General features: G+C 63.2%; 12 protein-coding genes, 4 pseudogenes and 1 other annotated feature. Of the genes and pseudogenes, 12 read left to right on the forward strand and 4 right to left on the reverse strand.

The window, feature by feature from the left end:
* Window positions 1–28: 28 nt before the first annotated feature.
* From glnT to ACU4E7_RS11550, 9 genes and pseudogenes are all read left to right on the forward strand, one after another.
* Entirely contained in the window at window positions 29–1,384 is a 1,356-nt protein-coding gene (gene glnT / locus ACU4E7_RS11510; protein WP_447018935.1) for a type III glutamate--ammonia ligase, read from the forward strand.
* Window positions 1,385–1,404: 20 nt separating this feature from the next.
* Window positions 1,405–2,244 carry a ferredoxin--NADP reductase gene (locus ACU4E7_RS11515; RefSeq protein WP_447018936.1) on the forward strand — a complete coding sequence of 280 codons (840 nt, stop codon included), beginning with the start codon at window positions 1,405–1,407 and terminating at the stop codon, window positions 2,242–2,244.
* Window positions 2,245–2,308: 64 nt separating this feature from the next.
* Window positions 2,309–3,313, forward strand: a complete 1,005-nt coding sequence (locus ACU4E7_RS11520) for an ABC transporter substrate-binding protein (protein WP_447018937.1) — start codon at window positions 2,309–2,311, stop codon at window positions 3,311–3,313.
* 215 nt (window positions 3,314–3,528) lie between these two features.
* Window positions 3,529–4,350 (forward strand): ABC transporter permease, encoded by an 822-nt coding sequence (locus ACU4E7_RS11525; protein ID WP_447018938.1) that lies wholly within the window; start codon window positions 3,529–3,531, stop codon window positions 4,348–4,350.
* Between the two features lie 44 nt (window positions 4,351–4,394).
* Window positions 4,395–5,249, forward strand: coding sequence for an ABC transporter ATP-binding protein (locus ACU4E7_RS11530; protein ID WP_447018939.1), 855 nt, complete (start codon window positions 4,395–4,397; stop codon window positions 5,247–5,249).
* Between the two features lie 71 nt (window positions 5,250–5,320).
* Window positions 5,321–5,761, forward strand: a complete 441-nt coding sequence (locus ACU4E7_RS11535; RefSeq protein ID WP_447018940.1) for a VOC family protein — start codon at window positions 5,321–5,323, stop codon at window positions 5,759–5,761.
* A gap of 165 nt (window positions 5,762–5,926) precedes the next feature.
* Window positions 5,927–6,961: an alpha/beta fold hydrolase gene (locus ACU4E7_RS11540; RefSeq protein ID WP_447018941.1), complete on the forward strand. Its 1,035-nt coding sequence runs from the start codon at window positions 5,927–5,929 to the stop codon at window positions 6,959–6,961.
* Between the two features lie 136 nt (window positions 6,962–7,097).
* Window positions 7,098–7,862 carry an SDR family NAD(P)-dependent oxidoreductase gene (locus ACU4E7_RS11545; RefSeq protein WP_447018942.1) on the forward strand — a complete coding sequence of 255 codons (765 nt, stop codon included), beginning with the start codon at window positions 7,098–7,100 and terminating at the stop codon, window positions 7,860–7,862.
* Between the two features lie 341 nt (window positions 7,863–8,203).
* Window positions 8,204–8,763, forward strand: a pseudogene (locus ACU4E7_RS11550) (transposase); the annotation flags it as partial.
* Window positions 8,488–8,604, forward strand: a sequence feature (AL1L pseudoknot). (Overlaps the previous pseudogene by 117 nt.)
* A 28-nt stretch (window positions 8,764–8,791) precedes the next feature.
* Here ACU4E7_RS11550 and ACU4E7_RS11555 read toward each other — a convergent pair.
* Window positions 8,792–9,685: pseudogene (locus tag ACU4E7_RS11555) on the reverse strand (IS3 family transposase); the annotation flags it as partial.
* Between the two features lie 63 nt (window positions 9,686–9,748).
* Here ACU4E7_RS11555 and ACU4E7_RS11560 point away from each other — a divergent pair.
* On the forward strand, window positions 9,749–10,783 hold the full coding sequence (locus ACU4E7_RS11560; protein ID WP_447018943.1) for an IS110 family transposase: 1,035 nt from the start codon (window positions 9,749–9,751) through the stop codon (window positions 10,781–10,783).
* 255 nt (window positions 10,784–11,038) lie between these two features.
* On the opposite strand, the pseudogene ACU4E7_RS11565 reads toward ACU4E7_RS11560, so the two are convergent.
* Window positions 11,039–11,317 (reverse strand): annotated as a pseudogene (locus tag ACU4E7_RS11565) (transposase); the annotation flags it as partial.
* 107 nt (window positions 11,318–11,424) lie between these two features.
* Between ACU4E7_RS11565 and ACU4E7_RS11570 the strand changes: the two are divergent.
* Window positions 11,425–12,176 (forward strand): annotated as a pseudogene (locus ACU4E7_RS11570) (IS5 family transposase).
* A gap of 277 nt (window positions 12,177–12,453) precedes the next feature.
* Here ACU4E7_RS11570 and ACU4E7_RS11575 read toward each other — a convergent pair.
* Both ACU4E7_RS11575 and ACU4E7_RS11580 read right to left on the reverse strand, forming a co-directional pair.
* A complete protein-coding gene (locus ACU4E7_RS11575; protein WP_447018944.1) occupies window positions 12,454–13,254 on the reverse strand; it encodes a PP2C family serine/threonine-protein phosphatase in 801 nt (266 codons plus the stop codon).
* Window positions 13,255–13,257: 3 nt separating this feature from the next.
* Complete coding sequence (locus tag ACU4E7_RS11580; protein ID WP_447018945.1) at window positions 13,258–13,932, reverse strand: vWA domain-containing protein; 675 nt, start codon at window positions 13,930–13,932, stop codon at window positions 13,258–13,260.
* Between the two features lie 471 nt (window positions 13,933–14,403).
* On the opposite strand from ACU4E7_RS11580, the gene ACU4E7_RS11585 reads away from it, so the two are divergent.
* Window positions 14,404–14,892: a thermonuclease family protein gene (locus ACU4E7_RS11585; protein WP_447018946.1), complete on the forward strand. Its 489-nt coding sequence runs from the start codon at window positions 14,404–14,406 to the stop codon at window positions 14,890–14,892.
* Window positions 14,893–14,928 lie beyond the last annotated feature (36 nt).

Here is a 14,928-nt window from a genome sequence, read left to right on the forward strand (position 1 = left end):
CGAAACGAGGGTCCAGGAGTGAGATGAAATGAATCTGATGGTGTCCCAGCCCAACATGCTTGAGACGACGATCGCGGAAAAGAAGATCGAATATCTTCTGGCGAGCTATGTCGACATGCACGGCGTATCCAAGGGGAAGATCGTGCCGGTCGGTCATCGCGACCAGATGATGATGGGCTCGGAACTGTTCACCGGTGCCGCCCTTGAGGGGGTGCCCCAGAGCGTGCATGACGACGAGGTGGCCGCTCATCCGGATCCCAGCTCGGCCACCGTGCTGCCGTGGCGGCGCAACGTGGCCTGGCTCGCTTCTGACCTGTGGCTGAATGACAAGCCGTTTTCCGCCTGCAGCCGGGGCATTCTCAAGCGCCAGCTCGCCGACGCCAAGAGCCTGGGCTACCGCTTCAATCTCGGCATCGAGGCGGAGTTCTACGTGCTGCGCCGGGGCGCGGATGGCAAGCCCGACCTCGTCACCAACCGCCGCCTCGCCAAGCCCTGCTACGACATCGGCGCGGCGCTCGACAATTTCGACTGGCTGAGCGAGCTCGTCGATGCCATGAACGAACTTGGATGGGACGTCTATTCTTTCGATCAGGAAGATGGCCAGGGCCAGTTCGAGATCGATTTCCAGTATGCCGACGCCCTCACCTTGTCGGACCGTTACGTCTTCCTGCGCATGATGGCGAACCAGATCGCCCGCAAGCACGGCTGCTTCGCCTCCTTCATGCCGAAGCCCTATTCTAACCGGTCCGGATCGGGCGCCCACTTCAACATGTCGCTCGGCGATTTCTCAAGCGGCAAGAACCTGTTCGCCGACAAGGCGGATCCGCGCGGCTGCGGCCTCTCCACCCTCGGCTATCACTTCATCGCCGGCGTGGTGAAGCATCTGCCGGCGATCTGCGCCGTCGTTTCGCCTACGGTGAACAGCTACAAGCGCCTGGTGAAGCAGGGCTCCATGTCGGGCTTCACCTGGGCGCCCATCTTCGCTTGCTACGGCAACAACAACCGCACCAATGCCGTGCGCATTCCCGGCGGCGGAGGACGTATCGAGCTACGTTCCGCGGACAGCGCGTGCAATCCCTATCTGGGCGCCGCCATGGTGCTGGCGGCGGGCCTGGAAGGCGTGCGCGCGGCGGCCGATCCTGGCGAGCCTAACCGGCAGAACATGTATCAGGCCACCGAAGCCGAGCTCGAAGCCAAGGGCATCCGCCAGCTGCCGCGCACGCTCGGCGAGGCGCTGGAGGCTTTCGCCGCTGATCCGCTCTCCGAGACTGTGTTCGGCTCCGAGATGAAGAAGGCGTGGCTCGACTACAAGCAGGACGAATGGCTCTCCTACATGGCGCATATCTCGGAATGGGAAACCGAGCGCTATCTTGAATTCTTCTGAGCGCTCGGGGCTTGAAGACAATGGCTCATTCCGCAGCGCGGCCGGCGCCGGCGAGCGGCGCGCCCCCCGCAAAGGCGCCCGCCAAGCCGAATGCCTTTTCCAGCGAAACAGTGCTGTCGGTGACGCGCTGGACCGAGCGACTATTCAGCTTCACGCTGAGTCGTGATCCGTCTTTGCGTTTCGAGAACGGGCAATTCGTGATGATCGGCCTTGAGGTGGAGGGTCGCCCGCTGCTGCGGGCGTACTCCATCGCCAGTGCCAATTACGAGGATCATCTGGAATTCCTCTCCATCGTCGTCCCCGACGGTCCATTGACCTCGCGCCTTCAGCACATTGCGCCGGGCGATCACGTCCTGGTGGGCCGGAAGCCCACCGGAACTCTCGTCACCGACAGCCTTTTGCCGGGGCGCAACCTCTACCTCCTATCCACCGGAACGGGGCTCGCCCCGTTCCTGTCCCTGGCCCGGGCGCCGGAGGTCTACGAAAAGTTCGAGAAGATCATCGTTGTCCATGGCTGCCGGCAGGTGGCGGAATTCGCCTTCCGCGACATGCTCGGGGGTGGGCTCGCAGCCCATCCCTATCTGGGCGAGCTGGCTGATGCACAGCTCCTCTATTACCCGACCTGCACCCGGGAGCCCTTCGTGCATCAGGGACGGGTCACCGAGCTGATCGAGGGAGGACGGCTCATGTCGGACCTCGGCTTGCCCTCCCTCGATCCGGACAGTGACCGCGCCATGATCTGCGGGAGCGAAGCAATGCTGGCGGATACTGTCCGCATCCTGGAAAGCCGCGGCTTCATCGAAGGCGGCAATGCTGCACCCGGGTCCTATGTCGTCGAGAAGGCGTTCGCGGAACGCTGAACGCCCGACTTTTTCGCCTCCCGAGACCCTTTCTTTGCAACCGATTGAAACGGAGCCTCACGACATGAAGCACTTTGTTCAGGCCCTGTGCACCGTGGCGAGCCTTGCTCTCGTCGGGCCGACCTTTGCCACGCCGAGCTTCGCCGGCGACATCCCCGCGAAACCTGAGCCGGGGGTGGTCAAGATGAGCATCATCCCCTGGCTCGGCTACGGCCCCTGGCTGATCGCGCAGGATAAAGGTTACTTCAAGGATGAGGGCCTGGAAGGGGTGGATATCATCACCTTCAATGCCGTGACTGAGGTCTTTGCAGGTTTCACTTCCGGTCAGGTCCAGGCCGCGAACATGTCGAGTAATTCGGCACTCCTGCTTTCAACCCTCTCCGACGACGTCGCAATTGTGATGATGGAAGACTTCTCGCTGAAGGCCGATGCCATCCTCGCCGGCAAGGACATCAAGAGCATCAAGGACCTCAAAGGCAAGCGGGTCGCCTATGAGGAGGGTGACACCTCCGACGTGCTGCTCAACTATGCGCTCAAGGCCAACGGCATGAGCCTTGATGACATCATCAAGGTGCCCATGTCGCCGGCCCAGGCCGCCACTGCGGTCATCGCCGGGCAGGAGCCGGTGGGTGTCAGCTACGAACCTTATCTCACCACGGCCCTCAGCCAGAACAAGGATGTGCGCACTCTCTATACCGCAGGCGAAGACCCTGGCCTCATCTCCGATGTTCTTGTGGTGAGCAAGAAGATGATCAAGGAAAAGCCTGGCCAGGTGCTCGCGCTGGTGAAGGCCTGGGATAAGGGGATGCATTTCTACCGTGCCCACACGAAGGAAGCCCGCGCGATCATCGCCAAGGGCGTCGGCGCCAGCCCCGAAGAGCTGGAGACGGCCTTCGATGGCGTCGTCTATTACGACCTCGCGGAGAACAAGGCGCACTTCCTGGGCGAATACATGAACGTGACCCTGCCCAAGGTGCAGGACGGCATGCTCGGCGCCAAGCAGATCAAGGCGAAGGCGGACGCCAAGGCGTTGATCGACGGCCGCTTCGTGGAGGCCGCCGGCAAGTGAACGCGACGCGGTCGCCAAGCCCCCTCTCCCGTTCACGGGGGAGGGGGTAGGGGGGCGGACGCCCGGCTTCCGCGGCGCTTCTCACCCTCCCGCTGAGCGCGACGAGGCGCAGCACAATCCCTCTTCCCGCGACGAGCTGAGGCACGCCGGCGCACCGTGTCGGCAGCCGTTTCAAGTCCACCCCGCCGACGCCGATGTTCGGCATGGAGATGCAGATGGCTTTTGCAGCGAAACGGACCGAGGCGCGAAAGCCCATCATCCTTTCGGCCTTCTGGAGCGAAAAGGCGCGCACGTTGGGCGTCAGCCTTCTGAGCTTCCTGGTGATGCTCCTGATCTGGTCCGTCGTCAGCGGTGCGGGATTGGTCAAACCCATCTTCCTGCCCGGGCCGCAGGCGGTGTTGAACCGCCTGATCCAGGTGGCCGCGAGTGGTCAACTCTGGAGCGACCTGTCCATCAGCCTGTGGCGCATCTCGTTCGCTTTCGTGCTGTCGGCCGCCATGGCCATTCCCGGCGGCATCATGATGGGCGTCTATGGGCGGCTCAACACAGCGGTCGAGCCGGTGATCGACTTCATCCGCTACATGCCGGTGGTGGCCTTCGTGCCCTTGTCGATCCTGTGGTTCGGCACCAACGAGATCCAGAAATACGCCATCATCTGGATGGGCACGTTCTTCCAGCAGATTCTCATGGTGCAGGACTGCGTGAAGCGCGTCCCGCGCGATCTCCTTGACGTGGGCCGCACGCTGGAGATGTCGCGCCCGAAGATCATGTGGCGCATCGTGCTGCCGGCGGCCGCGCCCGGCATCTGGGATGCGCTGCGCATCACCATGGGCTGGGCCTGGTCCTGGCTGGTGCTGGCCGAGCTTGTGGCCGCTACCAACGGCCTTGGCTATCGCATTACCATCGCCCAGCGCTATCTCCAGACGGACCTCATCATCGGTTACGTGCTGGTGCTCGGCTTCCTTGGCCTCATCACCGATCAGATCATGCGCCGCGCCGAGCATCGCATGTTCCGCTACCTGCGGCCGCGGCCATGAGCGCGACGCCCCGCAGCGCCCTCCGCCCCGCAAGGAGCCCTTCGATGACACAGACCGCGAGCCTATCCCTGCCGGCGTCGGCGACCGGCGCATCTGCTGCCCGCACCTTTCCGAAGCTGAAGGTGGAGGATGTGTCCAAGTCCTATGGTGAGGGCGACAAGCGTGTCACCATCGTGGACAAGGTCAATTTCTCTCTGGCCGACAATGAGTTCGTGGCCCTGGTCGGAACCTCCGGCTGCGGCAAGAGCACGGTTCTGTCCATCGTCGCGGGCCTCACTGAGGACTATGAGGGCGTGGTGCTCGTGGACGACCGGCAGGTGGTCGGACCCGGCGTCGATCGCGGCATGATTTTCCAGAGCTATTCCTTGATGCCCTGGCTCACCGCGCTCGGCAATGTGGAGTTTGCCCTGGAGGCGGTGGGCGTGCCGCGCAAGGAGCGGCGCGAGCGAGCCATGGAGACGCTGGCCCTGGTCGGCCTCGACCGGTTCGCGGATCGCTTCCCGGCCCAGCTCTCCGGCGGCATGAAGCAGCGGGTGGCCATCGCCCGCGCGCTCTCCTACCGCCCCAAGATGCTGCTGATGGACGAGCCCTTCGGCGCCCTCGACGCTTTGACCAAGCGCCATCTGCACGAGCAACTCACCACCATCTGGGAGAAGCACCGCCTGACCGTGCTGTTCGTGACCCACGATGTCGAGGAAGCCATCTTCCTTTCCGACCGGGTGATGATCATGAGCACCATGCCGGGGCGCATCAAGCAGGTGGTGGATGTAAATCTGCCGCGCCCGCGGAATGGCGAGATGATCTCGAGCCCGGAATTCACCGCATATCAGAAGGAGATCCTCTCCTCTATCCGCGAGGAAACCTTGAAGCTCGCGCGCCTCGACGGATCCGCCCAATAAAGAGGCCGATCATTCCAATGAACTCGAACGGGTGCGCGTGCAAGCGCCGTTTGCCCTGAACGGAGAAGGCCATGCATTACCTGCACACCATGATCCGCGTCCGTGACCTCGATGCGGCTCTGACCTTCTTCTGCACCCATCTCGGGCTCAAGGAGGTGCGGCGGATGGACTCCGAGGCGGGCAAGTTCACCTTGGTCTATCTCGGCGCGCCTGCAGACGTGAACGACGCTGGCGAGAACGCCCCCCTTCTGGAGCTGACCTACAATTGGGGCTCGGGCGAGGACTATGGGTCGGCGCGTAATTTCGGCCATCTCGCCTTCGAGGTCGACGACATCTACGCCACCTGCGCCAGGCTGCGGGTGGCTGGCATCACCATCAACCGCCCGCCGCGCGACGGCTGGATGGCGTTCGTGCGCTCGCCGGACCTGATCTCCATCGAACTCCTGCAGAAGGGCGCCCCTCTGCGGCCGGAGGAGCCGTGGGCGTCCATGCCCAATACCGGAGATTGGTAAGTTATCGGCGGATTAAGCCTCGCATATGCCCATTGGCTTGGCAGTATTCTAGCTCTATGACCTATCGATCGGATGGAAAGTTAGGAACTTTCCATCTTCGACAGCGCCGCTTTTCGAATTTCGCGTTTCAAAAACATGATTGTTGCTTGCTCGAAGGCAGATGCCATGTCTCCCGCCATTTCGCCCAGCCTTGCTGCGCCCGAGGCCGTCACGGCCTATTTCAAGCTCGGCGATGTCTCGCTCACGTCGGGGAGCGTGCTGCCCGACGCGCGGCTCGCTTATGCGACCCATGGCCGGCTGAACGAGGCCGGCGACAATTGCATCTTGATGCCCACCTATTACACCGGGACCCATCGCTCCTACGAACCCATCATCGGCCCCGGCCGCGCGCTTGATCCCGAGCGCTGGTTCATCGTCATTCCCAACATGTTCGGGAACGGCGAATCCACCTCGCCGAGCCACGGCCTCGGCGCCGATTTTCCCCAGGTCTCGATTCTCGACAACGTCCGCTGCCAGCGCCGGCTGTTGATCGAAAAGTTGGGTGTGCGGCGGATTGCGCTCGCTACCGGCTGGTCCATGGGCGCTGTCCAGTCGCTGCATTGGGCTGCGGCCTATCCGAGGTCCGTCAAGGCCGTGCTGGCGGTGTGCGGCACCGCCAGCTGCTGGCCCTTGAACCGGGTCTTCCTCGAAGGTGTGAAGGCCGCCCTGACCGCGGATGCCGATTTTCAAGGCGGGCGTTATGTTCACCCGCCCCTGAAGGGTCTTCGGGCGTTCGGGCGCGCCTACGTGGGCTGGGCCTATTCGGCCACCTTCTTCCGCGAAGGCCTCTATCGCCAGCTTGGTGCCAGGAGCCTCGATGCCTTCCTGAGGGCCTGGGAACTGGAGCACGAGGTGTGGGACGCCAACGATCTCCTCGCCATGCTCACCACCTGGGCGGAGGCGGACATCGGCGCTGCGATTGGAGGTGAGGCGCATGCGGCGCTGAGGGAGATCACGGCCCGCACTGTCCTCATGCCCGGCGCCCACGACGCCTATTTCACCTTGGAGGAGGCCGCCATGGAAGCCTCCTTCATTCCCAATGCGGAAGTGCGGCCGCTGCTGTCTCCCTACGGCCATTGCGCCGGCGCGCCGGGCCGCTTTGCCGAGGAAACCGCCCTCATCGAACAGGCCATGAGCATGCTTCTGGCCGCCTCGGAATGACACCGCATCCCGTTTTCACCTCATGAGCCGGCGCAGTGACGTCGCCGCCGGCGCTCCTCAGCCCCGCTCCGGTGCGCAAGTGCCGGCGCGGTAGATCATCGCGACGCAGCAGCTGAACCAGAAACGGACAGGAAAAATGTCGATCACCTTTGATTTCACGGGCCAGGTTGTTCTCGTTACCGGTGGCTACAGCGGCCTCGGAAAGACCGTAGCGCTCGCTTTTGCGGACTTCGGTGCGGAGGCGGTGGTTGTCGTCGGGCGCAATCCTGAGCGCTGCCAGGCGATGGAAACCGAGCTTGCGGCCAAGGGCGTCAAGGCGGCCGGCATTGCCGCCGATGTGCGCAAGCCCGCTGAGATCAGGGCGGCGGTGGGCGAAGCGCTGACGCGTTTCGGGAAAATCGACGTGCTGGTGAATTCCGCGGGCATTTTCCGCATGGGCCCTGCTCTCGAGACCAGCGACGAGGAGTGGCAGGATGTCCTCGACACGAACCTCACTGGCCCCTTCATCTTCTGCCGCGAAGTGGGTGCGGCCATGGTGGAGAAGGGCTATGGCCGCATCGTCAATATCGCGTCGACGGACGCGATCTCCGCAATCCCCGACGAGGTGGCCTATTGCTCCAGCAAGTCGGCGCTGGTGGCCATGACCCGGGTGATGGCCGTGGAATGGGTGAAGAAGGGCATCAATGTCAACGCCGTATCGCCCAGCGACTTCGCCACCCCGATGACTGCCCCCTTCCTGTCGGATCCCGCCGTTCTCGCGGCGCAGATGGCCGGAGCGCCGGTGGGCCGCGTCGGCCGGCCGGAAGAAATCATCCCGGTGGTGCTCTATCTCGCCTCGCCTGAAGCGGAGATGGTCGTGGGGCACAATTTCGCCATCGATGGCGGTCGCTCCGTGATTTGAGCGACCTCGTCTCAACCGCCGGAGCGCTCTGGCTACTGCGAGACGACCGGCGGCGGGGATCAGCAACCAGGGACGCCCGGCACTGGAATTGGGCGTCCTTCTTCGACGAGGATATTCAAGGCTCACGAGCGGGCTCGCCCATCAAAGCCGCGAGCTCCGTTCAGCTAGGCGATTCCCCGTCCAAACGTTCTGGCGTTCTCGGCAGCGTTAGCTTGGCTAGCCGCGGCGTATAGCTTTGAGCCGTTCGCAGGCATCCAGGGGCGCGAGGAGAGCGGAGAGGGTGGAGGCATCTGAACCGCCCCGGCTTTGCCGGAGGCCCCAACTCCTGAGAGGATGGGGCTATGACGAGCAAGACGACGAACAAGTTCTCGCCTGAGGTGCGTTCGCGTGCGGTGCGGATGGTGCTGGATCACGAGGCTGAACACCCTTCGCGCTGGCAAGCGATCGTGTCGATTGCGGCGAAGATCGGCTGCTCGGCGCACTCACTGAACGAGTGGCTGAGGAAGGCCGAAGTCGATGCCGGCAAGCGGGCTGGCGTATCGACAGATATGGCGGCGAAGCTGAAGGCCCTTGAGCGCGAGAACCGCGAGCTGCGGCAGGCGAACGAGATCCTGCGCAAGACGTCGGCGTATTTCGCCCTGGCGGAGCTCGACCGCCGGTCGAAGACATGATCGCGTTCATCGACGATCATCGCGGTGCGTATGGGGTCGAGCCGATCTGCAAGGTCCTGCCGATCGCCCCATCGACCTATCATGCGCATGTCGCCCAGCGGCTTGATCCCTCGAAGTGCTCGGCACGGGCGAGGCGGGACGCAGCCTTGCGGCCCCAGATCGAGCGCGTGTTCGCCGAGAACTTCGAGGTGTACGGGGCACGCAAGGTCTGGCGGCAGATGGTGCGGGAGTGATCTTCCCCCGGAAAAGTGGACGGGGTTAAGCCGCTCTGCGTTCCATCTCGGCTGGGCTGATGTAGCCGAGGGCCGAATGCAGGCGGCGGGGATTGTAGAAGCCCTCGATGTACCCGAACAGGTCCCGTCTCGCCTCGGCCCTGGTGGCATAGAGGCGATGATGAACCCTCTCGGTTTTCAGGGTGTGGAAGAAGCTCTCCATGGGTGCATTGTCCCAGCAATCGCCCTTGCGGCTCATGGATGGGGTGATGCCTGCGGTGGCAAGTGCCCCGCGGTAGGCCTCGGCCGCATATTGGATGCCGCGGTCCGAGTGGTGGATCAGGCCGGGTGCCGGCCTCTGGCGCGCGATGGCCATGGCGAGGGCCTCCAGCGCGATCTGTGTGTGCAATGTCTCGCGCATGGACCAGCCGACCAGCTTGCGGGTGTGCATGTCGAGCACGCCGGCAAGGTAGAGCCAGCCCTCGCCTGTGGGGATGTAAGTGAGGTCCGCCAGCCAGACCTGGTTCGGTGTTGAGGTCGCGAAGTTGCGGGCGAGCCGGTTGGGAGCGATCGGATAGGAATGGCAACTGTCGGTCGTCCGCGTGCGCCGTGGCACGGCGGCCAGGCCCCTTATGCCGGCGCGGCGCATCAGCCGCTCGATCCGGGACCGGCCCACGCGCCGACCGTGCCCCCTCAGGACCGCATGGATCCGGGGGGCGCCATAGGTTCGGCGGCTCTCCGCGTGGATCAGCCGGATGTCGTCGGTGAGTGCCCGGTTGGTCTGCGCGCGCAAGCTCTCCGGCCGTGCGCGCCAGGCATAATAGCCGCTGGCGGACAGCCCCAGGGCCGCGCACATCACACGGACCGGCCACACAGCGCGATGCTCATCGACGAACCCGAACGTCATCGGGCGGCCGCTCCGAAGATGAGCGCGGCTTTTATGGAATGGCCCGCCCCTCACTTCCCGGCATGATGACGATGTCGGATTTGGAGGAGAGGACCGATGACGAAGCCCCCTATCGCCGTGCTCGGGATCGATCTGGGCAAGAATAGCTGTAGCTTGGCGGGCATGGACGCGACCGGTGCCGTGGTGATGCGCAAGCGGCTGACGCGCGAAGCGATCGTGGCGTTCGCGGCGACGTTGCCCGCATGTGTCATTGCGATGGAGGCGTGTTGCGGCGCGCACTTTCTCGGCCGGACGCTAGCACTGCACGGACACGCGATCCGGCTGATGTCGCCGGAATATGTGCAGCCCTATGTCAAGGCGCAGAAGACCGACGACCGTGACGCCGAGGCGATCGCCGAAGCGGCGACACGGCCAACGATGCGCTTCGTCTCGCTGAAGAGCGAAGCTCAGCTCGATCTCCAGATCCTGCACCGGGTGCGGGAGCGGCTGGTGAACGCGCGCACCGCGCTGATCAACCAGTTGCGGGCGGTGCTGCTTGAGCGCGGCATCGTCCTGCCAAAGGGGCGTGTCAACCTGATGGGTCGCCTCGAAGAACTCATGGCTGGCGATCCGGCTGTCAGTGCGCGTACGCGCACCTTATTGGCTGACCTCCACAAGGAATGGGCGGGGCTCGACCAAAAGATCAAGGCCTATGACGATGAGCTCGCCGCGCTGACCCGCGAGGATGAACAGGCCCGGCGCCTGGCGACAATCCCCGGCATCGGCGTCATCAACGCGACCGCATTGCTGGCGGCTATCGGCGACGGTAGCGCGTTCGCCAAGGCAAGGGATCTGGCCGCATGGCTCGGCCTGACGCCTCGGCAACACTCGACCGGCGGCAAGACGAAGCTTCTCGGGATCAGCAAACGCGGGAACGGCTATTTGCGCAAGCAGCTGATTCACGGTGCCCGAGCCGCCATGCCGCATCTCGCGGCGAAGCTGAACCCCTTGGGCACTTGGCTCAAGACCATGCTGACCCGCGCGCATCCCAATGTCGTGGTTGTGGCGCTGGCGGCGAAGCTGGCGCGCATCGCATGGGCGGTGTTGCATACGCAGAAGGACTTCGATCGGCACGCGCTTGACGCCGCCTAATCACCCGGAACAGCGGGCGGGGAACGCCGCACGCTCAAGATGTCTGCGAGAGGTGAAGTAAAGATGGCATAACAGGTCGTACCGGCAGCCTGAAAACCTGATCTTAAATGTGGTGCTCGGCACCGGCGCTTTTATGAGGATCAGGCCGCGCGGATATCCATCTTGGCCGAGGCTTCAGCCTTGAGACCGGATACGTTGATGCAGACCACCTTGCCATCTTCGACACCCCCCTTGCGGACGGGGCGGGCCATACGTTTTTAAGATGTCGCGCTCCATCCGCAACCGCTCGTTCTCCCGCCTGAGCCGGGCGTTCTCCGCAGCAAGGTCGGCCGGCGACGGGGCCGCCACCTGCGGGATCGGGCGCCGCGCCGGCCCCGTCGCCTGGGGTGCGAGATCTCTCACCCATCGGCGCAGAACCGTCTCGTGCAGACCCTGTTCCTGTGCCACTTGTGAGGCGGAAAGGCCGCTGGAGGTCACCCGCTCAACCGCCTCTCGCTTGAACACCTCCGGAAACACCCGACGCCGTGTGCCCATCAGACACTCCTGTGAAGCTCGCAAAAGCTAGGATCGAAACCCAATCATGGGGTTGAGGAGGGGCGGTTTTCCTGATTCACAGGGGCATGGATCACGGGAGGCGGCGTATGGCATTGTTCTGGTTGTCGGATGCGGCGTGGGCGGCGATCGAACCGCATCTGCCGAAAAACCAACCCGGTGCGCGGCGTGTTGATGACCGGCGGGTGATCTCCGGCATCCTGCACGTCCTCAAGGTCGGCTGCCGCTGGTGCGATTGTCCGGCCGACTACGGGCCATCGACGACGGTCTACAATCGCTTCAATCGCTGGTCTCGCCGGGGCTTCTGGCTCCAGTTGCTCGACGCGCTGGTGGAGGCCGGTGCGGTCACGAAAAGCACAGCAATCGACAGCACCTACATCAAGGCGCAGCGCGCGGCATTCGGGGCAAAAGGGGGCGGACAGCGCAGGCGATCGGCCGCTCGCGTGGCGGCTGGACAACCAAGATCCACGCGCTCACCGACGTCATCGGCCGTCCCTACGCGCTGATGCTGACACCCGGAAACGTGAGCGACATGAAGGCCGCCCCCGAGCTTCTCGAACGGGCCGGGCCCATGCGTTACCTGCTGGGCGACAAGGGCTACGATGCCGACCGCTTACGCCACCTGGCTCGCGAAGCGGGCGCCACGCCCGTCATACCGGGCCGTCGCAACCGCAAACGTACCATCCGATATGACGAAGCGCGCTACCGGGGCCGCCATCTGATCGAGAATGCCTTCTGTCGCCTCAAGGACTTTCGGCGCGTCCACACCCGCTACGACAAACTCGCTGTCAACTTCCTCTCAGCCGTAGCGCTCGCCACCGCCGTCGCCTTCTGGCTCTGATCGAGTCTCAGCCCTAGAAGCCCGATGGGGCTGCCGCTGCGCTCTTTGAGAAGATCTAGCGGCCATGCAGAAAGTTGAACGACATTCTGATTGGCGATCGTCGTCATGGCCGTGATCTTGGCGGTCCGGTCGGCGGAAAGCGCTCTATGATAGACCTTAGCTACTGTTTCTTTCTTATCTGTCACCTCATATACAGCACCTTCACCACCTTGTCCGAGGCGAGCGCCCAACGGAACAGGACGGCCAGCGCTATCGATAACTGCAGGCGGCCGCTTGTTCATTTTTGCTCCACTGAAGGCGCCATGCGCGAGGCCAATATCAACGTCTTGTCGTCATCCGTCCTGGCGCAAAGCGAGGGCGAAGACAGGTACGCCGACAAGCCGCGGCACAGCCTATCGTCAAGCCCCATACTCGGAGAAGCTCTGACGGGTGCCATCATGGCGTCGAAGAAGGGAGCATGGACTGTACGCGATGCAAGGTGCAGGACGACATTTTCAATACCGTCAGAAAACATCGCCAACTCGTCGATGCGTCTGGGTGCGATCTCGAACTCAAGAGCATCCGCCGCGTTTGGGGAGATAACGAAGTTGGTGGAGTTGGCGTACTCGCCGTGTTGCGGCCAGAAGACGTAGCTCCAGCCGTCCGCTTCTCCGTGCGTGACCACGATTGCACCGTCGCCGATCTGCATAAAAGCAGCTTCGGAGGGACCAGCGATGGCGGCCAATAAGGTGCAGGCGTAGTCGCGCACGGCGTGTGCACTGATTTGAGCCCGCGCTGCGAGCGCATCTGAGATTTCGGAAATCCAGCCTTGTGCGATGTCCCGGGAAAGATCCCGCAGCAACCCACCGCCGGTGACGTACAACTCCACCAGCTCCAAGAGCGTCTGCGAGGCAAGCTCCGCTGCGACATCGGAATAGGCTGCGCTGCCGGCGCCATCGCAGACGACGGAAACCAGATAGGTTGCGTGAGGCGTTTCGAGGACCTCACATAGCGAGCGATCCTGGCACGGCAGGCCGCTTGCGACATGAGAGGTGCCAATCGTAGACGCCAAAGCGAATCGCCATGGCTCCTGCGACATGCTTCAGACCGAGGACCAACCAGTCGGAGTCGGCAGGGCGACAGAATCTCCGACTTGAGAACGGGAAACCCCACTAAGTGAAGCTGAAAGCCACTGGAAAAGTTCACGGAACTTCAACCCCGAAAGTTGAAGCGGCGCCCTCACCGAAAGTTTCGATAGGGAGTCCATGTCGGCGCCTTTGACGCCCACTGCAAAGAAGGAAAGAGCCTTGCTTTCCTCCCCCTCCCTGACAAGCTGGCTGGCGTGCCCGATGCTGTCTGTGGGACTCCCGTCTGTAATCAGGAAGACCCATGGACGGTAGTAGGCGACGCCGTTTGCCTTGTAGGCAGTCTTGCGCTGCCGAAGCATCTCCAGGCCTTGCTCGATCGCGGCACCCATAGGGGTATCACCCGTTGTGGGCAAAGCCGTAGGGAAGAACATATCAGGGGTAACGAAATCGGTGATCACATTGACCGGGCCGAAGGTCACGACGGCAATTTCCACCCGCTTCATTGCCATCGCGTCGGCTGCCAGCTCCTCTTTGAAGGTTGCAACGCCAGCGTTCAGTTGGCTGATAGGTGCCCCGCTCATTGAATGTGAGGTATCGAGGAGAAGAAGGCAGGGACAGCGCGGTTCGGGATTGTCGACTAGACCTGGGTCAGTCGGGAATGGGATCTGATCGAACTCGGACGAAGACATGCATCCCCCCTGAATGATGGCGCCACCGAAAACTGCCGTTAACGCACCATTCTCGCGTATCGATGGTCGCCTTGGCTAGGCTTGAGTTGCCACAATCCCGCGGCGTGGGCACCCATCGGTGCGATCGGCGCCAGCCCTGCCTAACGACCTAACTCCCGTACGCCATCGCGCGGTGGGCGAAGAGAAGGGCTACTCTTTACCTATGGACAGTAGGCGGCGAGTTCCGCAACCATAAGCTACGCGTTTCGGCCCGATGCAGGCGGGAGCGGGGAATAGATGGGGGAATGTCATGAGGGGATTTTTCATCGCCAGCATCGTCGGTTTGCTCGGGGTGAATTCGGGAGCGGAGGCCCATATTTTATCCGTTCCGGCCATTTCGGCTGGTGTTGTCGCTAAGGCCGCCCGGGACTTTTCTCAGCAGGTCGCTTGCGGCTCTCGTGGCGGGCCGAGCTACAGGAAATCCAACGGCAAATGCGCATCCTGGCGTCGCTGATCGTCTTTTCGCTAATAGCAAATTCAGGTTCCGCTGCGGCTGGAGAGCCGATCGCCGGGCAAGCGTCCGTGATCGATGGAGATACTTTGGAAATCCATGGTACCCGCATTCGGCTGGAAGGGATCGATGCACCTGAGAGCCGACAAACCTGCGTCGATCGGGCGACGGGCGAGGCGATTCGTTGTGGGCGGAACGCAGCCTTCTTTCTCGCTGACATGCTGGGCGAGCACACGGTGACATGTGTGGCGGCGGGTCGGGATCGATACGGGCGTATGCTCGCGCATTGCGAGGTAGCGGGGCAGGACGTGGGCGCGTCCATGGTTCGTGCCGGCTGGGCGCTCGCCTTCGTGCGGTACAGCCGGGAATATCTGCCCGAAGAGGAGGAGGCACGGATAGCGGCCGCAGGCATTTGGGGGACGGAGTTCATCGCGCCATGGGAGTGGAGAGCCGCCAGGCGGGCGAAGTGATGCCGGAATCGCGGACTTCGCCAGATGCCGCGCGGT

This window comes from Xanthobacter sp. ZOL 2024 (assembly GCF_052932325.1).

Coding starts and splice junctions, on each gene's coding strand:
- glnT (WP_447018935.1), top strand. CDS start 29: ATGAATCTGATGGTGTCCCAGCCCAACATGCTTGAGACGACGATCGCG.
- ACU4E7_RS11515 (WP_447018936.1), top strand. CDS start 1,405: ATGGCTCATTCCGCAGCGCGGCCGGCGCCGGCGAGCGGCGCGCCCCCC.
- ACU4E7_RS11520 (WP_447018937.1), top strand. CDS start 2,309: ATGAAGCACTTTGTTCAGGCCCTGTGCACCGTGGCGAGCCTTGCTCTC.
- ACU4E7_RS11525 (WP_447018938.1), top strand. CDS start 3,529: ATGGCTTTTGCAGCGAAACGGACCGAGGCGCGAAAGCCCATCATCCTT.
- ACU4E7_RS11530 (WP_447018939.1), top strand. CDS start 4,395: ATGACACAGACCGCGAGCCTATCCCTGCCGGCGTCGGCGACCGGCGCA.
- ACU4E7_RS11535 (WP_447018940.1), top strand. CDS start 5,321: ATGCATTACCTGCACACCATGATCCGCGTCCGTGACCTCGATGCGGCT.
- ACU4E7_RS11540 (WP_447018941.1), top strand. CDS start 5,927: ATGTCTCCCGCCATTTCGCCCAGCCTTGCTGCGCCCGAGGCCGTCACG.
- ACU4E7_RS11545 (WP_447018942.1), top strand. CDS start 7,098: ATGTCGATCACCTTTGATTTCACGGGCCAGGTTGTTCTCGTTACCGGT.
- ACU4E7_RS11560 (WP_447018943.1), top strand. CDS start 9,749: ATGACGAAGCCCCCTATCGCCGTGCTCGGGATCGATCTGGGCAAGAAT.
- ACU4E7_RS11575 (WP_447018944.1), bottom strand. CDS start 13,254: ATGTCGCAGGAGCCATGGCGATTCGCTTTGGCGTCTACGATTGGCACC.
- ACU4E7_RS11580 (WP_447018945.1), bottom strand. CDS start 13,932: ATGTCTTCGTCCGAGTTCGATCAGATCCCATTCCCGACTGACCCAGGT.
- ACU4E7_RS11585 (WP_447018946.1), top strand. CDS start 14,404: ATGCGCATCCTGGCGTCGCTGATCGTCTTTTCGCTAATAGCAAATTCA.